This is a genomic window from Halonotius sp. GCM10025705, assembly GCF_042662885.1.
GTDB classification, from domain to species: Archaea; Halobacteriota; Halobacteria; order Halobacteriales; family Haloferacaceae; genus Halonotius; species Halonotius aquaticus.
This window is the reverse complement of record NZ_JBHSZD010000001.1, coordinates 283489-306417: the sequence shown is the minus strand read 5'-3', so window position 1 is coordinate 306417 and position 22929 is coordinate 283489. Positions and strand designations below refer to the sequence as shown.

21 protein-coding genes and 2 pseudogenes are annotated in these 22929 nt (G+C 58.1%); 13 read left to right on the top strand and 10 right to left on the bottom strand.

Annotated elements, in window-relative coordinates; genetic code table 11:
• Position 1: 1 nt before the first annotated feature.
• The 4 genes from rad50 to ACFQJB_RS01735 form a co-directional block, all read right to left on the bottom strand.
• Positions 2-2707 (bottom strand): DNA double-strand break repair ATPase Rad50, encoded by a 2706-nt coding sequence (rad50, locus tag ACFQJB_RS01750; protein WP_379723233.1) that lies wholly within the window; start codon positions 2705-2707, stop codon positions 2-4.
• The gene (gene mre11 / locus ACFQJB_RS01745; protein ID WP_379723230.1) at positions 2704-4065 is read right to left on the bottom strand and encodes a DNA double-strand break repair protein Mre11; all 1362 of its coding nucleotides are present in this window, start codon (positions 4063-4065) and stop codon (positions 2704-2706) included. Before mre11 ends, rad50 begins: the two co-directional genes overlap by 4 nt.
• A gap of 10 nt (positions 4066-4075) precedes the next feature.
• Positions 4076-4378: a hypothetical protein gene (locus ACFQJB_RS01740; protein WP_379723227.1), complete on the bottom strand. Its 303-nt coding sequence runs from the start codon at positions 4376-4378 to the stop codon at positions 4076-4078.
• A gap of 116 nt (positions 4379-4494) precedes the next feature.
• Entirely contained in the window at positions 4495-4755 is a 261-nt protein-coding gene (locus ACFQJB_RS01735) for a MarR family transcriptional regulator (RefSeq protein ID WP_120102695.1), read from the bottom strand.
• A 126-nt stretch (positions 4756-4881) separates the two neighbouring features.
• Here ACFQJB_RS01735 and pan1 point away from each other — a divergent pair, with 126 nt between their 5' ends.
• From pan1 to ACFQJB_RS01715, 4 genes are all read left to right on the top strand, one after another.
• Complete coding sequence (gene pan1, locus ACFQJB_RS01730) at positions 4882-6096, top strand: proteasome-activating nucleotidase Pan1 (protein ID WP_379723224.1); 1215 nt, start codon at positions 4882-4884, stop codon at positions 6094-6096.
• Between the two features lie 71 nt (positions 6097-6167).
• Positions 6168-6851 (top strand): endonuclease III, encoded by a 684-nt coding sequence (gene nth / locus ACFQJB_RS01725; RefSeq protein WP_379723221.1) that lies wholly within the window; start codon positions 6168-6170, stop codon positions 6849-6851.
• A 46-nt stretch (positions 6852-6897) separates the two neighbouring features.
• The gene (locus tag ACFQJB_RS01720; protein WP_379723218.1) at positions 6898-7095 is read left to right on the top strand and encodes a DUF7557 family protein; all 198 of its coding nucleotides are present in this window, start codon (positions 6898-6900) and stop codon (positions 7093-7095) included.
• Positions 7092-7487 (top strand): PIN domain-containing protein, encoded by a 396-nt coding sequence (locus tag ACFQJB_RS01715; RefSeq protein ID WP_379723215.1) that lies wholly within the window; start codon positions 7092-7094, stop codon positions 7485-7487. Before ACFQJB_RS01720 ends, ACFQJB_RS01715 begins: the two co-directional genes overlap by 4 nt.
• Positions 7488-7543: 56 nt before the next feature.
• Here the strand turns inward: ACFQJB_RS01715 and ACFQJB_RS01710 are convergent.
• Positions 7544-8022: pseudogene (locus ACFQJB_RS01710) on the bottom strand (hypothetical protein).
• Between the two features lie 90 nt (positions 8023-8112).
• Here ACFQJB_RS01710 and ACFQJB_RS01705 point away from each other — a divergent pair.
• From ACFQJB_RS01705 to ACFQJB_RS01675, 7 genes and pseudogenes are all read left to right on the top strand, one after another.
• On the top strand, positions 8113-8997 hold the full coding sequence (locus ACFQJB_RS01705) for a DUF7319 domain-containing protein (protein ID WP_379723212.1): 885 nt from the start codon (positions 8113-8115) through the stop codon (positions 8995-8997).
• Between the two features lie 62 nt (positions 8998-9059).
• Positions 9060-9710, top strand: a complete 651-nt coding sequence (locus ACFQJB_RS01700) for a halocyanin domain-containing protein (protein WP_120102702.1) — start codon at positions 9060-9062, stop codon at positions 9708-9710.
• Positions 9710-10102, top strand: a complete 393-nt coding sequence (locus ACFQJB_RS01695; RefSeq protein WP_120102703.1) for a DUF7318 family protein — start codon at positions 9710-9712, stop codon at positions 10100-10102. The genes ACFQJB_RS01700 and ACFQJB_RS01695 overlap by 1 nt, the downstream gene beginning before the upstream one ends.
• Before the next feature lie 3 nt (positions 10103-10105).
• Complete coding sequence (locus tag ACFQJB_RS01690; RefSeq protein ID WP_120102704.1) at positions 10106-10900, top strand: cytochrome b; 795 nt, start codon at positions 10106-10108, stop codon at positions 10898-10900.
• Positions 10901-10904: 4 nt separating this feature from the next.
• A pseudogene (locus ACFQJB_RS01685) lies at positions 10905-11695 on the top strand (cytochrome bc complex cytochrome b subunit).
• Positions 11696-11731: 36 nt separating this feature from the next.
• A complete protein-coding gene (locus ACFQJB_RS01680) occupies positions 11732-12109 on the top strand; it encodes a DUF7315 family membrane protein (protein ID WP_379723207.1) in 378 nt (125 codons plus the stop codon).
• Between the two features lie 3 nt (positions 12110-12112).
• Entirely contained in the window at positions 12113-12388 is a 276-nt protein-coding gene (locus ACFQJB_RS01675; protein WP_379723204.1) for a DUF7314 family protein, read from the top strand.
• A 1597-nt stretch (positions 12389-13985) separates the two neighbouring features.
• On the opposite strand, the gene ACFQJB_RS01670 is transcribed toward ACFQJB_RS01675, so the two are convergent.
• The 5 genes from ACFQJB_RS01670 to ACFQJB_RS01650 all read right to left on the bottom strand — a co-directional run bounded on the left by ACFQJB_RS01670 (position 13986) and on the right by ACFQJB_RS01650 (position 18746).
• Complete coding sequence (locus tag ACFQJB_RS01670; RefSeq protein WP_379723202.1) at positions 13986-14924, bottom strand: hypothetical protein; 939 nt, start codon at positions 14922-14924, stop codon at positions 13986-13988.
• Positions 14925-15351: 427 nt separating this feature from the next.
• Positions 15352-15744 carry a hypothetical protein gene (locus tag ACFQJB_RS01665; protein WP_379723199.1) on the bottom strand — a complete coding sequence of 131 codons (393 nt, stop codon included), beginning with the start codon at positions 15742-15744 and terminating at the stop codon, positions 15352-15354.
• A gap of 139 nt (positions 15745-15883) precedes the next feature.
• Complete coding sequence (locus tag ACFQJB_RS01660; protein ID WP_379723196.1) at positions 15884-16543, bottom strand: BGTF surface domain-containing protein; 660 nt, start codon at positions 16541-16543, stop codon at positions 15884-15886.
• Positions 16540-17838 (bottom strand): hypothetical protein, encoded by a 1299-nt coding sequence (locus ACFQJB_RS01655; protein WP_379723193.1) that lies wholly within the window; start codon positions 17836-17838, stop codon positions 16540-16542. Before ACFQJB_RS01655 ends, ACFQJB_RS01660 begins: the two co-directional genes overlap by 4 nt.
• Positions 17751-18746: a surface glycoprotein gene (locus tag ACFQJB_RS01650; RefSeq protein ID WP_379723190.1), complete on the bottom strand. Its 996-nt coding sequence runs from the start codon at positions 18744-18746 to the stop codon at positions 17751-17753. The genes ACFQJB_RS01655 and ACFQJB_RS01650 overlap by 88 nt, the downstream gene beginning before the upstream one ends.
• A 359-nt stretch (positions 18747-19105) precedes the next feature.
• Here ACFQJB_RS01650 and ACFQJB_RS01645 point away from each other — a divergent pair, with 359 nt between their 5' ends.
• Together ACFQJB_RS01645 and ACFQJB_RS01640 are read left to right on the top strand one after the other, a co-directional pair.
• Positions 19106-20425 (top strand): COG1361 S-layer family protein, encoded by a 1320-nt coding sequence (locus tag ACFQJB_RS01645; protein WP_379723187.1) that lies wholly within the window; start codon positions 19106-19108, stop codon positions 20423-20425.
• A complete protein-coding gene (locus ACFQJB_RS01640; RefSeq protein WP_379723184.1) occupies positions 20426-22927 on the top strand; it encodes an efflux RND transporter permease subunit in 2502 nt (833 codons plus the stop codon).
• The last annotated feature ends 2 nt before the right edge of the window (positions 22928-22929 follow it).

The following is a 22929-nucleotide window of genomic DNA, read 5'->3' as shown; positions in this document are numbered from 1 at the left end:
GTCAGTCGTCGGCGACCCCGCCGAGCAGTTCGAGATCCGGGTCGGCGGCGCGGGTCGCCGTCGAGCGATTTGTCGTCGGATCTTTTTCCACCGTGATGAGTTCGTCGGCCGCGCCGACAAGTTCGTCGTCGTGGCTGACGATCAGAATCTGCCGGACGCCGAAGCCGCGCATCTCCTCGACGAGGTCGACCAGCCGGCCGACGTGACCGGCATCGAGGAAGACGGTTGGCTCATCGAGGATGAGCGGCGGGGTCGGGGCCGCGCCCTCGATTCCCTCAGCAAGCAGGCGGTAGATGGCACACCGGAGACTGAGGTTGAACAGCGCGCGCTCGCCGCCCGACAGCTGGCCGGGTTCCAGCGGTTGGCCGTCCTTCTGATAGACGGTGAGATCGTACTCGTTGTCCAGTTCGATGCGCGCGTAGGCGTCGTTGCCGTAGACGAGATCAAACGTCTCGTTGAGCATGCGTTCGAGGCTCTCGACGTTGCGGCGGCGGAGTTCAGTCCGGAGGTCGCCGTACATCGTCTCGATGTCCTCGGTTTCGCTATGGACTAATTCGAGGCGGTCGACCCGTTCAGCGATTGCCTCGCGTTCCTCGCGGAGGCTTTCGAGTTGTTCGATGTCGGCGGTGACGCCGCCGATGGCGTTCTGGAGTTCGTCGCGTCGCTCCCGGAGGTCGGCGAGTTCGGGTTCGACATCCTCGATATACTGTTCGGCGTTTGCCTTCCGCTCGCGGGCGGTTTCGATGCGGTCGTCATCGAAGACGTCCAGCAGTTCGTCGCGCTGCTCGCGTTTGTCGGCCAGCCACTCGCGGCGTTCCTCATTGCGTTCGGCGAGCGTTTCACGCTGGTCGGTGAGATCCTCGATCTGGGTTTCGAGCTCGTTGATCTCCTCGCGCGTCGCATCAAGCCTGTCGAGTCGGTCGAGGGCGTCGCTGACAGCCTCACGGTCGTCGGTTTTGGCCTCGATTGTCTCGCGTGTCGACTCGGCGTCATCAGCTTTCGCGTCGGCTGCCTCACGCCGCTCGGCCGCCTCCTCGCGTTTCTCGGTTGCTGCCTCCCGTTCTTCGGCTGCCTGTTCGCGTTTGTCGGCTGCGGTCTCGCGGTAGGTTTCGATTCGCTCCGTGAGTCGCTCGCGTTCGTCGTCGAGATCGTCGATGCGGGTTTCGATCTCGACCAATCGTTCGGCGGTGTCGAGGCGGTCGTCGAGTGTTTCCCGCTGGGCTTCGAGTTCCTCGATGTCGGCTTCCAGTTCCTCGACCCGCTTGCGTTTCTCGTCAAGGTCGTCAACGTGGGGCGCGTCTTCGACCGGCTGGCCACAAGTCGGGCAGTTACCCTCGGCGAGAAGATCCTCAGCTTCGGCGACGGCCTCGCGTGCAGTTTCGAGTCGCGTTCGCGTTTCGGCGAGTTCCTCGCCAAGTTCCTGCCGCTCGGTCTGGAGTGCCTCGCGGTGAGTTTCGGCCTCGCCGATCTCAATATCCGGTTCGGCAGCCTCGAACTGCTCGACCAAGTCCTCACGTTCGTCGTCAATCTCGTCGCGCTCGGCGTCGCACTCCTCAGCGTTGGTTTCCGCGTCGCCGGCCTCGCTTTCGAGCGTGTCAGCGCGCTCCTCGGCGTCGTCGGCCTGCGTTTCGAGATCGTCGGCGGACTCACGGAGGTTTTCAGCCTGATTCTCGTAGCCGGTCGCTTCGACCCGGAGATCAGCGATTTCGTCGCCGAGGGTTTCGTGGCGGTCGGCGAGCGTCTCGCGGCGGTCAGCGATGGCCTCAGCGGTCGCTTCAGTGAGTTCGGTCTCGGCGAGTTTGTCGTCGAGTTCGGTTTCGAGTTCGTCGCGCTCTTCGATAGCTTCGCGGCGTTTGTCGCCGAGGTCGTCGCGTTCGGCTTCTGTCTCGCTGATCTCAGTTTCCAACTCGTCAATTTCGGTCTCCAAGTCCTCGATCTCGGCTTGGTGCTCCTCGTACTCTGCGAGCACCGACTGGGCTTCTTCCAGCGTCTCGTTGGCCTTCTCGCGTTGGGCCTCGTAGTTCTCGATCTCCTCGTCGACCTCGTCGCGTTTCGTTTCGAGTTCGTTGAGCCGCGCGTGGAGGTCTTGTTCCTCTTTGGCCTCGATCTGCTCGTCGATGGTCTCCAGCGAGCCGCGGGCGTTCTGGAGCAGGTCGGTAACGGCCAAGCGGGCCTCGCCGGCGCGGTCACGATAGGTCTCTAAGACGCCCAACTGCAGGAGGTCGTCGATCATGTCCTGCCGCTGGCTCGGGCTGGCGTTGATGAGCTTGTTCACCTCGCCTTGCCGGACGTACGCGCAGTTGACGAACGCCTCGGCGTCCATCCGCAACAGATCGGTGACGAACTCACGGACGGCCCGCGCGCCGTCTCGAGAAATCGGGTCACCGCTCCCGTCGTCGCCTTCGAGGACGCATTTGCGGGTGCTGACGCGGTCGCCGCTCCGGCGGAGTTGACGTTCGATATGGTAGTCGACGCCGTCGTGAGTAAACCAGAGTTCGACGGCGGCTTCCTCCTCGCTGTTGCTGATGATGTCGTCCAGCGTGCCGGGCAGGGCTTTCGAGCCGTAAAGGGCGAAGAAACAGGCCTCCAGCAGCGAGGACTTGCCGCTGCCGTTGAGTCCGTGGATTACGGTGACGCCGTCGGTGAGTTCGACATCGGCGTCGCCGTAGGGTTTGAAGTTCGAGAGACGGAGACGGCTGAACCTCATAGGAAGTCCTCCATCGTCGAGAGTTCGCCGTCTGCGGTGTCGCTGTCCGTTGCCTCATCGGCGACATCGGTATCTGCTGGGTCGGCAGTGTCGCCATGACTATCGCTTTCGGTATTGGCGACTTCGTTGGCGTCGCCAACACCATCAGCACTCGGCTCGTCGTGCTCGCTGTCGGCGGAATCGTCGGAACCGTCGCTGTCGTCGCTTTCGGGCGGTGCCAACGCGGCTGGGTCGTTCTCGATCTGCTCTTTGAGCCGGCCTTTCACTGTCTCTCGAAGGTTGCTGTCGGCGATGTCAGGTGATCGAACCGCGTCGTCGATATCGAGGGCGGCTGCCGACAGGCCCAACTCCTCGATCCGCTCGTCGACAGCGGCATCGGGATCGGCGAAACTCACCGAGAGTTCAGTTTCGGTTTCGATCTCGCGGCGGTCGGTAACCCGGGCGATCAACGCACCGTTGTCGAGGGCACCGGATTCGATCCCGCCGGGCGTGACAGCCTCGCCGTCGCCGACGATTTCGACGATAACGACGGCATCGGTGAGGTCGTGCTGGCTGATCTTCTCGCGAACACGCTCCGCACCCTCACCGGGTTCGAGATCGACCGTCACAAAGACGAACTCACGGGTCGGCAGCGACTTTCTTCGGATATCAACGCCCGCAGGGCCAGGGTCGTCGGCGTCGAACTGGACGATGTTGTAGCCGCGGTCGTCTGTCTCGCTCGCGCTCGCGCGCTCGGTCGACCCGCAGTAGGTCACCCACACGTCGTCGACGCGTTCAATGCCGTGCGCGTGGTTGTCGCCGAGCAGGACAGCATCGAAATCAACAGTCGACTCGTCGAGGACGGTCTCAGTCTCCCAGTTGGCGTGCGCGAAGGGGGTGAAGAGACCGTGGCCGACTAAGACGTGGTGGGTTGGCTCGGTATCCAGGTCGCTGTCGGCAGTTCGAGTGAAATCGTAGTCGAGGTCGTCACGTCGGGATTCGGGGACGTGATCGAGGCCATAGAAGGCGGTAGAGTCGATGGCAATCGGATCGTCGCCGAGTCGGGTAGCGAGCCCGAGCCGTTCGAAGAGATCGAGCCACTGGCCGCCGCGGGTTGACTCGTGGTTGCCGACGACGGCGAGAAACGGAATCTCGGCAGCGTTGAGTTCACGGAGGGCCGACAGCGTCCCCATCAGCTCCGGGAGATCCGGTCGGCGGTCGTGAAACAGATCGCCAGCGTGGACGACGGCATCGACATCCATCTCGACGGCGTCGTCGATGACGGTCTCGAAGGCCGCAAGGAAGTCCGCCCGCCGCTCCGGCGAGTGGTACTGTTGGTAGCCGATATGGGTGTCGCCAGTGTGTAGCACCCGTGTCATTGCCACCCTGTTATTGCCGGGGTGGTATATCGGTTCCGCGAGCGTGGGGTGGCAAGCGACGAAGCGCGAGGAGGGCCTGTCGGCCTTCCCGTGCGAGAGCCGGCCGGTCGTCAGCCTCGGCGGCATCAATCGCTGACCGGAGGCGATCAAGTCCATCGGCCCGTTGGAACGCCGCGGCACGTTCGGTCGCGCCGACACAGGTCGTCGCTTCGCGAATCACAGCTACATAGGGCGGTTCTGCATGGAGGCTGCTCCAGCGGAGTCGAGCGAACAATCGATCGATGAGTCCGATACAGATCGCTTGAGCAGACATGAGGCGTCTGGCCGCGGAATCACAAATAAACCTACGGACAGAAGAAAACACGCCGAGTAGCAACGAAAACAGTGACAAAAGGCAGACAAAGAACCCGTTCGACAACAGACCGGCAGTTAGATCGTTAGACTGTAGATCCGTTTGCGAGCATCAGAGAAGGAAAACCGGGAGTCGACGACGCCGGCGTCCTCCAAGCGGTTGAGTGCGTACCGGACTGTTCGCGGCGGCAACAGCGTCTCGTCGGCAAGTTCGCTTTGTGTCAGCGTATCGTTGTAATCAAGCACCTTAGCGACAAGTTTCGCACTCGGCGGCAGGTCGCGGACAGCGTCCCATCCATCGGCTGGTTCATCCGTCGAAACGGTCTCGTGTGTACTCATGCTGAAAGGTACTCCACAATGCTGTATGATAATACTTGCTATAATTCGATATTACCCATGAACATTATCGCAGCGAACAGGACAGCGACCCGAAGCCTCTTATTCCCGACAGCCGTACAAAAAATGATGAGCGACACCGCGGACGACGTCGAATTCCCCTACGATGAGACGGCGTCCAGACAGGAAAAGATCGAAGCGCTACAGGAGCGACTCGGCGTGATCGAATCTCAAAACGAGGAGATGCGAGACAAGCTCCTCGATGCCAACGCCGAGAACAACAAGTACAAACAGAAGTTAGAGCGGCTGACACACGAAAACAAGAAGCTCAAGCAGTCGCCGCTGTTTGTCGCCACCGTCCAAGAGATCACCCCCGACGGCGTCGTGATCAAACAGCACGGCAACAACCAAGAGGCACTCACGGAGGTCACCGACGAACTCCGAGAAGAGCTCGAACCCGATTCGCGCGTCGCGGTTAACAACTCACTGTCGATCGTCAAGCGACTCGATGACGAGACAGATGTGCGCGCACGCGTCATGCAGGTCGACCACAGCCCCGACGTGACCTACGCCGACATCGGCGGCCTCGACGAGCAGATGCAGGAGGTCAGAGAGACCGTCGAGATGCCACTCGACCGCCCGGAGATGTTCGACGAGGTTGGGATCAACCCGCCGTCAGGCGTCCTACTCCACGGGCCACCGGGCACCGGCAAAACGATGTTGGCAAAAGCGGTCGCCAACCAGACCGACGCATCCTTCATCAAGATGGCTGGCTCCGAACTCGTCCACAAATTCATCGGCGAGGGCGCGAAACTCGTCCGTGATCTCTTCGAGGTCGCCCGCGAAAACGAGCCCGCCGTCATCTTTATCGACGAGATCGACGCCATCGCTTCGAAACGGACGGATTCGAAGACCTCCGGCGACGCCGAGGTTCAACGGACGATGATGCAGCTGCTCTCGGAGATGGATGGCTTCGACGAGCGCGGCGAGGTGCGACTGATCGCGGCGACCAACCGCTTCGATATGCTGGATGAGGCGATTCTCCGCCCCGGACGGTTCGATCGGCTCATCGAGGTGCCAAAACCCAACAACGAGGGTCGGGAACTCATCTTCCAGATCCACACCCGCGATATGAACGTCGCCGACGACGTCGACTTCGCGGAGCTTGCCGATCTCGCTGACGACGCCTCCGGAGCAGATATCAAGGCCGTCTGTACCGAGGCCGGCATGTTCGCTATCCGCGATGATCGCACCGAGATCACCCGCGATGACTTCGTGAATGCGTGGGAAAAGATCCAGCTTGAGTCGACTGAGGATACCGGCAGCTCGCTGGCATTCGCCTAATCGACGCAGGCTGACCGCTGTTTTTGCCGGCAGTCCGAACCACTCAACACCCCGCCGGCCCAGCAGTCGGTATGGGCAGCACACTCGATTCAACCGAAGCGCAGACACTGGCGGTTATCGACCGCCTGTATGACACCTATCCTGATCTCGAAATCTCGCTGCACTTTTCGAGCCGACTCGAACTGCTGATCGCGGTGATCCTCTCAGCGCAGTGTACCGACGAGCGCGTCAATACAGTCACTGCCGATCTCTTCGAGAAATACGACGGCCCGGCCGACTACGCGAACGCCGACCAAGAGGAACTTGCCGAGGATCTCAACTCAGTAACCTACTACAACAACAAGGCGAGCTACATCCGCTCGGCCTGTGAGGACATCATCGAGCAACACGACGGCGAGGTGCCGGATACGATGGACGAACTCACCGAGTTGGCGGGCGTCGGCCGAAAGACAGCCAACGTTGTCCTCCAGCACGGCCACGAAATCGTCGAAGGCGTCGTCGTCGACACCCACGTCCAGCGGCTCTCACGTCGACTCGGCATCACCGAAGAAGAACGGCCCGAGGCGATCGAAACAGAGTTGATGGAACTTGTGCCTGAAGATGATTGGCAGTGGTACACCCACCTGCTGATCAGCCACGGCCGGGAGACCTGCACTGCGATCAACCCCGATTGTGAAGAGTGTGTCTTAGAGGATATCTGTCCGTCATCGAAAGTTGACAACGACGTTGATCTGGCATCCAACGAGGCGTGGTAGCTGAACCACCGAAACAGCTACACCGATAAATTCATTATAAATTTGTATGAGTCGGACATCCATCCCTGTCGACGCAACAACGAAAGAGCGATTGGACGATCTGAAACGTGACGACGAGACATGGGATGAGTTCCTCCAGCGAGTTACAACGACCGAGGAGCCAATCGAAGCCGGTGCGTGGTCGGATGAGGAAGCTGATCGAGCCAAGGAGTCGATTCGGAACGCCCGGGAGAACTGGGGATGACATTCCTCGATAGCTCAACGATCATCGAATATCTCCGTGGTAACAAGGCAGTCATCGAGTACCTTGATGACCGACAGCCGTGGTGGACATCGACAATCTGTGTTTTCGAGGTGCTGAACGGGCCGGCAGGCACGCCAGGGTTCGATCCGATCGAAGAACGCCAACGGTTCGGCGGCGTTGAAGCCATCGAGTTCAACGAGGAATTGGCCTTGGAAGCAACGCGGTTACAGAATGCTGCGATCAGTGACGGAAGTGAGCTCTCCCAGCGGGACGCGATGATCGCAGCGACTGCACGATCAACCGGCGACGAGTACGTTGTTGCCGACAGCGATTTTGAAACGGAGCCGATTGAGTCTGTGTTGGAAGTGACAAACCTCCAAACGAGTGGCTAAGTCCGACGTGTGTCCACCAACTACAACCTCTTCAAACAGACTGAGAAGGCGTTGTCTCACAGCCAATACCGCAACAGATATCGATACAGCCCAACGCCCCACGCAAGAAACCAGAAGATCACGTAGCCGAAAACACCGATTCGGAGGCGGCCACGCCACGCGCTCATATTCTCATGGAGATCGTTGAGACTGACGTCCTGGTCGGGGTTCCGGTAGAGATCAGCCTCGCGTTTCGCCTGAAAGATCCGAACGATCCCGGTCAGCGCGAAGACCAACATCGCATACGCCTGCAACCCGAGGACGGCGTGTAACGCTGAAAGCCCACCCAACTGATCCAACAGCCGGGGCATCATCCACGTGACCATCGGCACCGTCGTCAGCGTCAGGCCGACGGCGATGAACTTGAGATGATAGGTGAGTACGTCCCAGGTGACCGTTTCGCTGTCGAGCATGATCCAGGCCCCGTACAGAAAAAGGGAAGACTCGCCGTCACCGACAGGGCGGTCAGCGTTGCGATCGTCACATCAGCAACCATCATCGGAGCTATGGGCTACGGCGGTATAATGGGCCCGGACGCGGTCGGGAGTCGGAAAGTGCTTTACGCCGGCCAGCCCTACCCTGCGGTATGGATTCCTCAGCCGACGGCGACGACACGACGCCGACGAGCGAGGAGCCCGCCGGCGACACACCGGCGGGAACAGCAGCCGACAACGAGGAGACAGCCGACAACGCGAAAGCAGAAACAGACACAGCGGACGCAGCCGACAACGACGACGAGTTGGACGAACTCCGCGCAGCGGTTGAGGAAAAGTACGATTTCGACGACTTTGGGCCGGCAGAGATGGCCCAGATGAGCGGCGACGAGTGGGAAGCCGCCTTCGACCCCGAGACATGGATCACCGGCGAGCGGTTGCTTGATCGGGTCGAAGCCGATCTCAAATCAAAGATCGCCGCCAGAGAGATCTTCGCGGTTGTCGAACGCGACGACAACCAGCTTGTGGTCTACGCCGATACAGGCTACGCCGTGGTGTCGGCCGACGGCACCGTCGAAGGTGAGGGCGGCGTCCGACGCGACGTCGAACCGGTGGTCGCAATGTGTTCGATGGAGGAGTATGAGGTCTCTGCGCCACCGGCGAACTACGAGTTGCCATCAGCCGACGAGGTGCCCGAACAGACCGGCGAGTTCGGCAACCTGATGATACAGCTTATCGCCGGCGGGCAGGTTATCGGTGGCGTCGCCTTACTTGGGGCGTTCATTCTCCGGCTCGTCGAAACGGTCGTCGCGCCGGTCGTCGGCGGACTGTTCCTGATCGTCGGCATCGGGCTGTTTGCCCTCGTCGCCAACGCGCGGCTCTCCGATCGGTTTCGCGCCGAGCAGTACCGCAGCCGCCTACGCGCCGTCGAAGCCGGCGGCATTGATCGCCCGGAAATCGAGGGCAACGAGGGGCCGGCTGACGACGAGCGTGAGCCACCCCAGCAGGCCGACAACCACGAGACAGAGGCTTCGTGATCGGTCGGATTCGAGGGGCGTAGCGGTGGGTTTAAGCACGCTGCGTGTCCATTATTTGGTGTATGAAACGGCGGGAATTACTCAGGACAGCGGGCGGGGCGACCGCCGCCGCCACGGCCGCCACCGCGAGCAGCGGGGTGGCTGCGGCTCAAGAGGTACAACCCGACTTGAGCCACATCTCGGATTCAGATGGCGGCTATGAGGATCACCGCGGCGAAAGCGAGGTCACCATCGAAGTCGGTGCCAGCGGCAACGGTGGCAATCTCGCCTTTAGCCCTGCGGGGATTTGGATCGATCCCGGAACAACGGTCATCTGGGAATGGACCGGTGAAGGCGGCGGCCACAACGTGCAGACCGTCGGTGGGCCAGCCGACCTCGCAAGCGAGACGGTTAGTGAGGCCGGCTTCACCTACGAGTTCACCTTTACCGAGGAACACACGGGCATCACGAACTACGAGTGTGTGCCCCACTCCTCGCTTGGGATGCTCGGGTCGGTCGCCGTCGGCGAAGACGTCCCGACCGTTGAGGTCGGCGGCGGCGGTGGCGGTGGCTGGCCGACCGAACTCGACGCCTTCGCCCACGACGTTGGCGTCCCGATCCAGAAACACTACGTCGGCATCGTCAGCTTCCTCGGCATCGCGGTGAGCCTTGTGTTCACCTTCTACGTGCTGAAATACGGCGAGTCGCCGAACACCGGGCAGGGTGGTGTCTAATGTCGTCATCTGGATCCACGTACGGTGATATCCACCGGTATGAGCCCGCCAGAGAGTCGACGGCGGCAGCGATCGCCATTGTCGTGCTGACGGTGATCGAGGTCGTCTTCGTGTTCATGTTCGTCTTCGCGCTCGTCTCCGGGTGGGCGGGCACGGAGTTCGGCAACATGTTTGTCGGCGCGATCTTGGGGTTGATCCTCCTTGATCTGGCCTTCATCCTCGCGTTGTATCGCAAGGAGTTCCTCCCGGACGTGATGATCGTCAAGAAGCGTCGCCGGAAGTGGGAAGACCTCTACATCGACAGCGACGATGTCGACGGCGTCTCGCTGACCGACGGCGAGCAGGTCTGGGATACGCTGAAACGAGCGGTCTACCCCTACTACAAACGATAACCAATGAGCTTAGAGAAACAAGACGACTTCGACCATCGCACGTGGCTCAAGCGCAAAGACCTGACGCCGATCGAGACGGTCTTTCTGACCGCGCTGATCTACATCGACAAGCGACTCCGCATCGTCGATTACCTTGAGCTGCTGGAGGATGCCTACTACAAGGTTAACCTCCAGATGCCAAAGAGCCACACCGAACAGTACGATCTGGACAACAAGTTCTGGTACTGGTACCCCTTGTACTCCTTAGGGTTCTTCTCAGTACTGGCCTACATCGTCGCCGCGGTCTCGGGAGCGTTACTTGGGTTCTACTACTCCCCATCGGCGGCGGGCGATCCGACAGTCGCCTACCAGTCGGTGAAGATGATCATGCAAGACGTGCAGTTCGGCTACGCCCTGCGGAGCATCCACCGATGGGCCGCCCAGATCATGATGGCGGCAGTCTTCCTGCACATGCTGCGAGTATACTTCACCGGCTCCTACAAGGAGCCGCGTGAGTTGAACTGGCTGCTCGGCATCATCCTGATCAGCCTCTCGATGGTCTTCGGCTACACTGGCTACCTCCTGCCGTGGAACCAACTGGCCTTCTGGGCCGGCCAGATCGGCGTTGAGATGGCACTGGCGACCCCGATCGTCGGCGAGTGGGGCGCGCAGTTGCTGTTTGGTGGCTTCACCCTGGGACAAGCAACGCTTGTGAGAATGTACATCCTGCACGTGTTCATCTTGCCGTTCGTGGTGACCGCACTGATCGCACTCCACGTCGGCATCGTCTGGGTGCAGGGCATCGCAGAACCACACTAAGACAATGAGCGACACAGACGACACTACCAACGAGACGCGCACTGACGGCGGCGAGCCGGCCACCGACGGCGGTGAGACCGGCATCGTCGCTCCAGACGACGAAACGCCAACCTGGCAGGAACGAAAGACACGCAAATCCGGGCTCTCACAGCTCACCTACGAGTACTTTGAACGGGCTCGGCGTGAGGATCAAGAGCTTCGCGAGGAGTCCGACTACGTCGAACGCGACGTGTTGGGCTTCCCGACGTGGCCACACGAGATCATCCGGAATGGGGCGATCTCGCTGTTTTTCGTCGGGATGATCCTGCTGATCTCGGCGGCGTTGCCACCGAGCCTTGAGCTGCCGGCTAACCCGAGTTCAACGCCGAGTATTATCCTACCGGACTGGTATCTCTACTGGTCGTTCGGCCTGCTGAAGCTCAACCCGCTGAACCCGGGGCTGGCCGTTCTCGATGGCTCGAAGCTGATCTCCGATCAGCTCTACGGCGTGCTGGCAAACGTCGTCGTTGTCGGCGCGGTCGCCTTCCTCCCGTTCCTCAACAAGGGAAGTGCTCGCCGGCCGGTCGAACAGCCGTTTTGGGCCGCGATCGGGGCCGGCGGCGCGTTCTTTGCGATCACGATCGCCGCCATCGCCGTCCAGAACCTGATCCCGCTCCCGCTGGCACTCCAGCTTAACATCGCGTTCATCGACCGGTCGTCCTCGGCGTGATGACCTACGCGCTGCTGAAGACGCTGCGAGAGGGCTACATGTACGGCCTTAATCGGCGGTACTACATGCTGCGACCGCCGAAATAACGCCGGATAGATATAGCTCGCCAACCTTTGTTTTGTATGGACGATTCATCCCCCAACGGCGACGAGCCATCGCCAACGGGGTCAGCTGATACGACGACCGGTCGACGGGACGTCGTCGTCCCGATCCGGCTGTATAAGACGATCACCGTATTTTCGACGCTGATCGCTACCGCGTGTATTCTGGGTGGCTTCATCTTTATCGACGCAGCGACTTTACAGGTGAGCGTGTTGCGACGGCTCCTGTTGCGCGGACTTGCGAGCATCGGCCTTGGCGTCGATCAGGAGCTCTTCACCGGCGTGTTGGCGATCATCGGGTTGAGCCTCATGGCGGCCGGAACCGGCGTGTTCGTCCTCAGCAGCCGGTTTCGGGCTCCGGGAATGGGAAACGCTCAAGAGGATTCCGACGAGAAATAAGGTATGGCCGACGAGTTCATCAAAGGGTTCGGCATTCTGACCGGGGCTGGACTGCTCTGGATGACGCTGGCGGGCTGGTATCAGACGCCGTCGTTCTTTATGACCAACCAGCTGATCGCGCCGCCGCCGGAGCCAGGCAACGTCTTTGATGCGATCTCGATCTTCCTGATCGACGTGTTCCTCTGGACGGCCCTGCTGGGAGCGTTTGCGTTTTGGATCCTGATCCCCGCCGGCAAGGAGTTGGCGGCAGCGATTGAGGAACGCGGTGAGTCGAACTAAAACGTAGGCGAACAGGAAGTCGTGGCAGCGATAGCAGCGAGTTGTCTGTAGCCTACATTCGACAAGAAAAGCGAGAACGTGTAGCTTCCACTCTGTTAGTTGTCGGTGTCTGTATCGTCAGTTCTCAGCCGCCATCTCCGCACGTTCCGTCGTAGTGTTGCCCGTCTGCGGTGGAGGGAAACGTAGTCAGACTGTGTCTCCGACTCCAAGTCGACCTGAGAATCGGTCGGTGTGTCGATGAGCACGCGCTCAAGAAAATCGTTGTACGATTCATCTGCACGCCGACGGCGGTCAAGAATCCGCTTCACACGGTTGCTCACACGGATCTGTGTGTGAGAGCTCGACATGTGAAACAGTAGTATTACTAATAGGTCTTAGTTGTTGGGGAAGTAACATTCTACAGTATTCAGATAAGACGAGGAGTGAGGTAGAGCGAGTTTCAACTGATCCATCGACAAAATTGACTGTCTCATCGGTGATAGCGATCGTTTCCGACTAGGATTTCTGGAGGGAGAAGGGACACCCGAATCGGCGATGAATCTATGTATCCGACCTGTAGCTGGCTGAGTTATCCTTCTCGGATACCAGGCGGAATCTTAAGTTAGTGAGTGTCAACCGTTATCGATCCACCATTCATAATTGTGCAGAAAGCCACACTTCAACCGAGTGAAGGCGTTAGAAGTGATCACGTTGCCGACAGTATCTTTCTTGTTGGCAGTGTGCTGTAGTTGCAGACTTCCTGTCATCGGCAAAGACTCCAACTCCACCATGAAACGCATGGGAATCGGAATAGAATCGAATGTGTCCATGGAACTAACTTATCTGGACACGACCCAGCGAACAGTATCTTGCGCCTTAGATATTGATTTAGCTCTGATGGCGTAATGGCGTTTCCATTGAATCACTACGATTATATTTTCCAATAATAGCACTGAATTTTAATTATTTGAACTTCAAATAGTATTGATTTGAATTTTTTTCCCTTTTTTTATGTCTGCTTCTGAGATAGTCACAGTATTATTACTAATGCTGTAGCGGCCAGCATATGGAACCCGTACTGTAGACCGACCATCGGCGGTGGCGGTGACATATCGTTCGTACGAGAATGATTGATTACCGACCGTTACGCTAGTCTGGATTTTCTTACTTGCCCCCGGTTGATCCTCCCAAGCAAGTTCAGCACCAGGAACTACATGATATATCTTGATATCATCTGTTGAATAAATGAGTTGATAGTGTGCGAGACCACCGGTGGTCTCCGTAGCACTGCCACGGTTCGACCACAGTCGAGTCTGCATTGAGTCCGCTGGAGCAGATCCATAGGGTTTGGCTACGATGTAGCCGACTGACTGGTCTTCGAGTTGCTCGTACGATGAAGCAGGATCAGTAGATTTGAGGAATTCATTGTAGTGCTGTTGTGCATAACCGTATGATTCTGATTCCCCACTGACAATATAATTGTAAGCTCTGTTCCGATCCCAAGGGCTGAATACGTAGTTGTCGGGCCAAGTAGTCTCTGTTATTGCTGCATGATCTTCGATCGTAATCGATGCCTCGTAGGTGTTCTGGTCAATCGTGAGTTGATTCGTATCAGTTGCTATTTGGAGTACACCAAAACCCCCACCAGTACAAACAGGGCCAAAATAATAGCTAAAACCTGGATATCCGGAAGTCGAAATGAACCGCTAGAAGCGTTCACTTTTGAACGCGTATGTGCGGCGGAAATGGGTTCCATATATTTTCTAACACCAGTTGTCAAGTCAACGTACGAAAGCGCCTGAACAAACGCAACAGAAGCGAAAACAGCAGCAACTATTCCAAACTGTGCAGCAAACCGGAGCTGGACAATACCATATACGAATAACACCCACGCATAAATAATAAGCACGAGGATAGCTGGCGTTTGAGCATACCGTTGTCGGTAGGTCACCCAAAACAGACCAACAAGTGCAAAGAGGAAACTAAATCCAAGATAATAAATTGGAGTGATAATAAATCCAGACTCCAGACTGAAAAGTGACATTGACTCCACGATGTTGGAGTCACTTAATCTAACGATCTGTGAAACCCCACCTGTTACCGCCGAACGAACATCTGGAGAAGCGATCCAAAGGAGTGCACCCAGGATGATCCCACCAAGGATTTCACCCACAAAGACAGTTGTAGCATCGATTTCACGTCGCTTAGCAACAACTCCTAACCCAACGAGGGTGAGGCTTCCAATGAAGAGAAGAAGTGGCGTAATGGAACGAACGCTCCCAGACCAACCGAAAAGAACGTAAGGGAATGCCGCACTGAACGAAGCCAAACCGAGCCCTGTAAGAAGCCATACATTTGCGGTCGCCGGTGAACGCTGCGCACGGAGATCCGAAAAGACGCGAAACGGAACGTATACCGCAAGCGGCGTAACCAACAACGCGCCGGCTTTCCATGCATGTACTTGTCCTGCAATCCCGATAGCAACCGCCGTGACACCGACGATACGATGCGTAGTGATAGTCTGCCACTCACGCTCAGAATCGGCAAGTAGAACCACACCAAACACCGTGAGCGCGAGTAAAAAGTAGTCGAAAGCATGATGATCCGCAAAGCCAAGTGCTGACCGGTAGGCAGTATCGGCGTCACGGCATACATGGCGACGGCCCCCAAACCGACACGGCGATCACTGAACGCAGTACTCGCGGTGAGGTACAGTAATCCGGCGACGACAACGGCTGCAATGACGGGGTACCACGCGAGAACGGTGGTAGCAGCTTGCTGTGTCCCGCCGAAAACGAGTGTAACAGCCCACAAGGTGACAAGCATGAGTACTTCATCCCCACTGCCGGCCTGTGGGAACGAGCCCAACGCCGGAGCAGTACGGACTATTTCTTCGAGCCAGTACGCATAATAAAATGGGTCGTTAGCAAGGAAGACAACATGTTCCTCGCGAAACACGGCTCCGAACGAGAAGACAGTCCGAGTCAGAACGACCAACAGTAGGACAGCGACAATCGAAGCAAATAGAGATGGATTCGACGGGATACGCAACCGGCTGAGTCTTGGTCGATTGATGATCGATCCGAGAGAACGGCCATCGATCGAAGGGTGGTTCGACTCAGATTCAGTCGTCGATGACTCTGGTGGATCGTCCTCTGGGCGGCACGAACTGCATCTGGATCGCGGAGTCGGTACGTATCATCGATAGAATCAACGATCCCAGCCGCGACTACCTCACCGAACAGTCCCGAATCAAGCGGCACATCATCGAACGTCCACGGGCCGTTCTGATCGATGGTAAGCAGGGTTCGTAGATCATCTTCGAGCTCTGGATGCGCTTCGAGTAACTCGGCCGTTGCCGACCGAACGTCAGTCATATGCTGACGGTGACGAGGTGGCGAATTAAATCATTCGAAGACAGCAGTGGCTCGACGGGTGAAAAATAAGAAATCAAGGGTCGGCGCGAGGCCGATAGTTGAAGATGGTGAAAGCCCGGGTGGGCGCCAGGCGTCAGATTCAGTTCTGACGGCGGACAGCCAGCAGGGCAGCACCGATGAGGGCGATCAGGGCGACGACTGCACCAAAGCCGGGCGTTCCGTCGTCGGTGGACTCGCCGTCGTCGGTGGTCTCGTTGGTCTCACCGTCGTCGGCGGGTTCAGTTTCGCCGTCGTCCATGTCTTCACCGTCATCAGTGTCAGTGTCGGTTTCGTTGGTCGTCTCTTCTTCTTCACCAGTGTCGATTGACTCAACAACAACTCCTTCAGATGTATCGACGCTCGAACCTTCGACGCGGAAGTTGGCGTCGAAGATGTCACCGACTTCCTGACCGGAGAGGTCGTAGGCAGTCGAAATCGAGCCATCTTGGGAGATGTTGACATCGTTTCCGAGTCGGAACGAGGAGGACGCATCAGTCGACTGGAGACGGAGTTCAGCATCCGTTCCTGGTGCGACATTCGTCGTCGCGGAGACTGTCGCATCCTCAGCGTTGGCGACCTGAACCTGCTCGTCTTCGTTCAGGTTGTCAAACTCAATCGACCGTGGTGCGAGGGTGAATTCCGAAGTACTGCTGATCGTCTCACCCTGCAGCAGGTACGGGTAGTTGTTGTAGTTCCCGGAGTCGGGGCTGGCTACCGGACCTGGAGCTTGCTGGACGCCTCGTGGGACGAATGGGTTCACCGGTCGCCGTCGTTGTTTGCGTTCTGTAGCTCGAACCGATTATCCGCGTTGTCAGCATCGTATTCGAGTTCAGCGGTGAACGTCGTCGCTTCGTCTGGTGCCGCACCATTTGCGAACGCACTGTCGGTGCTCGTGTCAGCGACAAGGAAGAACTGTCCGTTCTCGTTGTCAAGCACGAGGTACGTCTCGGAGTTGGCGTTGTTTGCCAAATCAACTTCAAGCGGTGCCTGGTTACCAGTATCGTCTTCACCAGTAACTTCGAAGGTGATCTGTTCTCCGGTATTGTCAATCACGTCGTTCAGAACGGTGGTTGACGCGCCCTCGTCAAGTCGATCCCAGTCAGGATCAAGTACGGTTGCGTCGGTACTATCCGACCCTGCACCGGCAACCAGTGCACCGTAAAGACCGGTAGCTTCGACTTGAACAACGAGTCGGTCGTCAACAGCAACTTCTTCTCGTGGGGTTGCGTCATCGACCAGTTCCTGAACATCTGTCGTGCCGTCGGCGTCACCTTCCGGTGCCGTGTGGACGGTGATATCGCCGATTTCAGGCTGGGTCAGCTGCAGCGTTTTACCGCCAAGCTGGTTGTTGGCTTCGCCGCCGGAATCGGCGTCGAAGACGTTGGTTTCACCTGCGGCACCAGCAACAGCGATTTCATACTCTGTTGGCTGGAGTGGCCGAGCAAGCTGGTCAAGCTTGGTTTGGCCAGCTTCCTCATCGATGATGTCCATCGCATCGAGGTAACTTTCGAAGTCAGCATCGTCGGCACCGGTGAACTGGTTGCCATCGTTCTCGTAGAGGTTGACACCTCGGATGAGGTTGTCACTGCTGATACCGTTATTGGAGTGAACCTCACTCTCAAGAGTATCAACGTTGTCGTAGTTGTAGACCGCATCTTTGCCTGCACTCGAACCAGCCAGTCGAGTGTTCATCTCGATCTCGATTGGCTCATCGGCATCATCAGCCGAGACGTACAGGACGTCAACGAAGGACGAGTCTTCACTACCGATCTGGACGTAGGTTTCGTCAGTATCGGATAGAGTGAAATTGAACTCAGCGATGTCACCAGCACCAGTCGTCGAGGTGCCAGATTCAAATGATGCGTCTGCATCTAGCTCGGCAGCAGTGACGGAAGCACTAGCCGTTGCTTCCGTATCTGCAGCACTGAAATCAAAGTCGTAGTCACCGTCGTTGATCCCAACAAGGCTCACATCGGATGCTTCGCCGCCGTTCTCGTAGAGGACGATCTTTTCATCGTAATCGTCTTGGTTGGGTCGTACAGTGCTACGCTCCACGTCGTACCGAAGGCACCAGCAGAAGGCGGACTATCGATCACATCACCGTTGTGAGTTGCTTCAAGGTCGGTTTCGTCGGCGATCGTACCGAAGACACCGAAGTTGATACTGCTTGCACTCGTCAGTGCATTCCACGGTGAGTCGAAGGACAGCTCGGTTCCGGAGGTAGCATCATCAACAAGGCTATCACCAGCAGTACGGGCCTCAAGCCGTCCCTCGTCAGTTACGTTCCACCAAGCGTCGCTGGTACTGGAAACATCGGCGGAACTGATCCTGACACTATCAAGCTGCTGTTGAACGAAGACGTTGAACAGCTCTTGACGGTCGAGATCGCCGTTAGCGGTCACGTTCGTGGAGAAGCCAGAACGGCCGGAGCTCAGATCGAGTTCGACGTTACTGTCGCCGAAGCTGTCGACGAGTGCTTCGTCACTGCCGAACTCGGCACTGAGCGATTGAGTGCTGACTTCGAATGTGTTTTGTTCTACCGTGTTGGTGGATCCATCCTGATTCACCAGGATGTAATCCCCGGCTTCGAGGTCATCCGTATCGATTATGAATCGTGCGTCGCTCCCTGCGGCAGCACTATCAACGCGATCTGCGTCGATTTCCTCAACAAAGTTGCTACCTTGGATGGCGTCGTTGTTCCCTCGGTCGTAGCCACCGGTTACGCGGCGGAGTTCAGCGGTATCGGTGGAAGACCCGAGGCCAGCAACTTCTGCTTCGTTGTTCTGACCTTGGAAGACCAAGGTCGAGTCATACTGTACGTTACCTGCACCTGGACTGCCTGCATCGAGATTTGCTGCAGCTGCAGTTCCCGAAAGCGCCACGGTTCCCGCAAACACGGAAGTGACCATGATCGCTGCCAGGAAGACAGCACGCAGTTTCTCATTATAGTTTCGTTCTGTCATAGTTTGTTATCGTATCTTCATCGCAGTGCGCACGTCGGTTGCCACGCTGTGTCCGCGACGGACACCAGCAGCAAGTCGACTACAGGCACCATGGGTAGGGGCATTCAAAGGATAAAGCACACTTGGTAAATACTTTGTGTACTTCGGTTCCAGACGGCAGTATGAACCCGAATAAACGGACACCATGTTCAGCAATTTATTTTTCCAAGAGCAGTCAAGATGTGTTCATGCATGAAGCCGCGACTGGGTTTTTTCATCGCAGTCCAACCTCGTCCAGCAGCGTAGATTGGGTGCGCGTGTCATGAGAAATTATAATAACGAGATTGATATAATCATAAGACAGTCAACGGAGGGGAACAATGGACGTAGATAACCAGATTGCCCGCTGGCTCATCATCGCTGTCGCTATGACACTCTGTACGACGACTGCCGGTGTTGGTGTCGTCGCCGGACTTGACGCCCAAGGCGAGCCAAACCTCTCGCCGTACGTCTCCGACAATCAGGTAACCCCCGGATCGGAGACGACAATCGAGGTTGATATCAGCAACGATGGGACGTTTATCGACGGCAACGAGGCCGACCGAAGCACAGTCACAACCGCACGCGGCGTCGTCGTCCGACTTCGTGCGCCGAACTCGCCGATCTCGGTCAACACGAACTCCGTGCCGCTGGGCGAGATCACAGAAGCTGGCAGCCCAAAAACTGCCGCCTTCGATGTGACTGTCCCCGAACGTGTCGATCCGGGAACCTACGACTTCCGTGTCACGCTCGAGTACTCCTACACCTCCAAAGCTCAGAACGTTAATTCCGGAGTCCCGATCACGATTAATCAAGAAGAGAGCGACACTGAAACCGAAACCGTCCCGATCAGAATTACTGACGACGCCCGCTTCGAGGTCACTGAACTCGACAGCACTCTCCGCGTCGGCGAGGAAGGCGAAATCACGGGCCAGCTCGAAAACATCGGCCGCGATGACGCTACTAACGCAGAAGTGAGCTTCGCACCCGAGTCCGAGACCGTCGTCGCCCTCGAAAGTAACGTCGCCGTCGGCGACATCCCTGCCGGCGAATCGACTCAATTCTCGATCCCTGTAGAAGTCTTAAACGATGCTGAAGCCGTCCCAAAGCGCTTCGACCTCCCAGTTACCTTCCGCGATGAAAACGGCATCCGACAGTCTGACGACGATCCTAACTTCCTCGTCGACGTGGCTGGCCAGCGCGACACTTTCCTTGTCGAGCCCGTCAACTCGACGATCGAAGCTGGCGGCAGCCGCGCCCTCGATATCGAGGTCACCAACAACCTCGATGAGCCGGTCTCCGACATCGAAGGCAAGCTGTTCGCCGACGATCCACTCGATAGCGCCAACGACGAGACGTTCACCACCAGCCTCAATCCGGGTGAGACCACCACGGTCACCGTCGATCTGAGCGCGGCCAGCGGCGCGACGATTAAAAACTATCCCGCTTCGATGGACTTTCGGTACACCGACGCCGACGGCGACAGCAAGCTCACCGACAGCTACCGGCTGGCGGTCAGCGTCACCGAACCCACAGATGATGGCGGCGGCTTGCCGGTCGTTCCGTTGCTGCTCGTTGTGCTCGTCGTCGCCGGCGGTGCGTTCCTCTGGCGGCGCAAGGGCGGCGAAATCGATGACTTCGGCGGGCTTCGGGACAACTAAATGGGCGACCGCGGTCTCGACCTCGAACCGTCGCTGAACGCGCTTAACAGCCTCATCCTTGGCCGACCAGTGGCTGTTGTGGCGGCGTTTCTGGCGGTCACCGCCTTCCTGATGGGTGGCATCGGGATGATACAGACGGTCGAGGATCAGTCGGATGCCTTCTCCGAGGATATCGACGCCCAAGAGGCCCTCGACGCTGTCAACGAGGAGTTTGGTGCGACCTTTGGCGACGACGAAGAGTCGACCCAACTACTCCAAGACAGCCAAAACACTCTCAGCAAGCCAGCATTACTCCGCTCATTAGATGTAATCAAACGCACGAACGAGCGGGCTGAACTCCGACTGACAGACGCCACCGGGCCAGCAACGATCATCGCCCAAGAGCTCGATCCGACCGCCGAGAGCTACGCGGCCCAACGCCGAGCGATCAGCCGTGCGAGCGACACAGAACTCAAGACTGCTGTGCGCCAGAGCGCGGATAGACCCGGCTTTCAGGCACTTGTCTCGGAGGATTTCAACCGTCGATCAGCGAGTGCCAGCGCGTCGATAACTGTTCTCACTCACTCATTCCCACCGCAAGGCGACAACCTCCAAGAAGTCCAACTCGGCGTCAAAGAGATCGCCGATCGAAGTGACGGCGACATCCGCGTCTTCGGGCTGGGGATCACCAACAGCGAGACTGCCAACGTCATCGGCGACTCACTTGGGATTGTCATGCCGGCTGTCCTCGGCCTCATCCTGCTGTTTTTAATTGTTGCCTACCGCGATCCGTTCGATCTGATCCTCGGATTGGTCGCGCTGCTGTTGTCGCTACTGTGGACATTCGGCTTCATCGGCTATGCTGGGATCCCCTTCGACCAGAACATGATCTCGGTGCCGATCCTGCTGTTGGCGGTCGGCATCGACTTCGGGATACACATTGTCAACCGCTACCGCGAAGAGAAGGGCCGTGGATTCGATGTCCGCGAGGCGATGACGATCACCAACAGCCAGCTGGCGGTTGCCTTCCTGATCGTCACTGTCACCACCGTCTTCGGCTTTGGGGCGAATCTGACGAGCAACTTTGAGCCGACCCGCAACTTTGCGATCGTCGCCAGCGTCGGCATCATCTTCACGTTCCTCATCTTCAGCTTCTTCCTGCCGTCGGCGAAGATCATCGCCGACCGCAACCGCAAGCGGTTCAACATCCCAAGCTTTGGTTCCTCGCCGCTGGCAACCGAAGAATCGATACTCGGACGAGCGTTGCCGGCCGTAGCAACCATCTCGAAGCGCGCGCCGCTCACGTTGCTCCTCCTCTTCCTGGTCGTCTCTGGTGGGGCCGCCGCATACGGAGCTGGCGTCGATCGGAGCTTCGAACAGGAAGATTTCCTTCCACCGGAAGACCTGCCGGACTACATCGAAGAGCTCCCCGAGCCATTTGCGCCGAGTGAGTACACCGCCGCCGGCAGCATCAACTTCATCGAGGACAACTTCGCCGCCGGCAACGACGACCAGATCACGATGTACGTCGAGGGCCCGTTCACCCGTGATTCGGCCCTTGAGTCAGTGTATCGAACAACCAAGGAGCCGCCGGACACCTATCTGACAACCGACAACCGCGCGGAGACGACGAGCATCATCACCGTCATCCAGAGCTACGCCGACCGTGATCCCGAGTTCGCCGCCCTTGTCGCCCGCAACGACCGCGACGGCAACGGGGTTCCCGACCGCAACCTCGAACAGATCTACGACGCCCTCGAAGCCTCGCCGGCAGCCGACCGCGCCGACGAATATCTCACCGAGGATCGGCGAGCGATCCGCGTCGAGTTCGCTGTCGAATCTGACGCCTCACAGGGCGAGATCACCGCCGACTCCAGAGAATACACCGAAGACTTCCGGTATGCCGCCACCGCTACCGGAACAATCGTTGTCTTCCAGGCGGTCACCGATCTCATCTTCCAGTCGGCGTTCCAGAGTCTGTTTCTCGCCATCGGGCTGACCGGGGTCTTCCTTGTCGGCGTCTACTGGTTGCTTGACCGGAAACCACTGTTGGGGGTTGTCAACGTCTTGCCGATCCTCGTGACAGTCGCGGTGCTGCTGGCAACGATGCGGGTGCTTGGGTTGTCACTCAACGCCGTCACAGCGACGATTCTCTCGATCACCGTCGGCGTCGGCGTCGCCTACTCTGTGCATATGACCCACCGGTTTATCGACGAGTACACCGGCGGCGCAAGCACCGATAAGAGCCTCAGGATTACCTTACAGGGTACTGGTGGCGCGCTCGTCGGCAGCATGCTGACCACCTCGATCGGCACCGGCGCACTCGTGCTCGCTATCTCGCCGATCCTCGGGCAGTTTGGGTTGCTGATGGCGGTCAGCGTGTTCTACTCGTTTGTCACCGCGATCGTCGTCTTCCCCTCGGCAGCCTACGTCTGGGCGCGATACGATCAAGGCAGGTCATTCAGAGATTGGCTGTGGGAACAGACGAACAGCACGCCGCAGTTCGCTAGCCACGAAGACTGATC

Excerpts from the sequence above, each read along its gene's own strand:
- ACFQJB_RS01690 (WP_120102704.1), top strand. The coding sequence starts at position 10,106 with ATGAGCTTAGAGAAACAAGACGACTTCGACCATCGCACGTGGCTCAAG.
- ACFQJB_RS01715 (WP_379723215.1), top strand. The coding sequence starts at position 7,092 with ATGACATTCCTCGATAGCTCAACGATCATCGAATATCTCCGTGGTAAC.
- ACFQJB_RS01695 (WP_120102703.1), top strand. The coding sequence starts at position 9,710 with ATGTCGTCATCTGGATCCACGTACGGTGATATCCACCGGTATGAGCCC.
- ACFQJB_RS01645 (WP_379723187.1), top strand. The coding sequence starts at position 19,106 with ATGGACGTAGATAACCAGATTGCCCGCTGGCTCATCATCGCTGTCGCT.
- mre11 (WP_379723230.1), bottom strand. The coding sequence starts at position 4,065 with ATGACACGGGTGCTACACACTGGCGACACCCATATCGGCTACCAACAG.
- ACFQJB_RS01735 (WP_120102695.1), bottom strand. The coding sequence starts at position 4,755 with ATGAGTACACACGAGACCGTTTCGACGGATGAACCAGCCGATGGATGG.
- ACFQJB_RS01705 (WP_379723212.1), top strand. The coding sequence starts at position 8,113 with ATGGATTCCTCAGCCGACGGCGACGACACGACGCCGACGAGCGAGGAG.
- ACFQJB_RS01680 (WP_379723207.1), top strand. The coding sequence starts at position 11,732 with ATGGACGATTCATCCCCCAACGGCGACGAGCCATCGCCAACGGGGTCA.
- ACFQJB_RS01720 (WP_379723218.1), top strand. The coding sequence starts at position 6,898 with ATGAGTCGGACATCCATCCCTGTCGACGCAACAACGAAAGAGCGATTG.
- ACFQJB_RS01640 (WP_379723184.1), top strand. The coding sequence starts at position 20,426 with ATGGGCGACCGCGGTCTCGACCTCGAACCGTCGCTGAACGCGCTTAAC.
- ACFQJB_RS01650 (WP_379723190.1), bottom strand. The coding sequence starts at position 18,746 with ATGACAGAACGAAACTATAATGAGAAACTGCGTGCTGTCTTCCTGGCA.
- nth (WP_379723221.1), top strand. The coding sequence starts at position 6,168 with ATGGGCAGCACACTCGATTCAACCGAAGCGCAGACACTGGCGGTTATC.
- ACFQJB_RS01665 (WP_379723199.1), bottom strand. The coding sequence starts at position 15,744 with ATGACTGACGTTCGGTCGGCAACGGCCGAGTTACTCGAAGCGCATCCA.
- ACFQJB_RS01700 (WP_120102702.1), top strand. The coding sequence starts at position 9,060 with ATGAAACGGCGGGAATTACTCAGGACAGCGGGCGGGGCGACCGCCGCC.
- ACFQJB_RS01675 (WP_379723204.1), top strand. The coding sequence starts at position 12,113 with ATGGCCGACGAGTTCATCAAAGGGTTCGGCATTCTGACCGGGGCTGGA.
- rad50 (WP_379723233.1), bottom strand. The coding sequence starts at position 2,707 with ATGAGGTTCAGCCGTCTCCGTCTCTCGAACTTCAAACCCTACGGCGAC.
- ACFQJB_RS01740 (WP_379723227.1), bottom strand. The coding sequence starts at position 4,378 with ATGTCTGCTCAAGCGATCTGTATCGGACTCATCGATCGATTGTTCGCT.
- pan1 (WP_379723224.1), top strand. The coding sequence starts at position 4,882 with ATGAGCGACACCGCGGACGACGTCGAATTCCCCTACGATGAGACGGCG.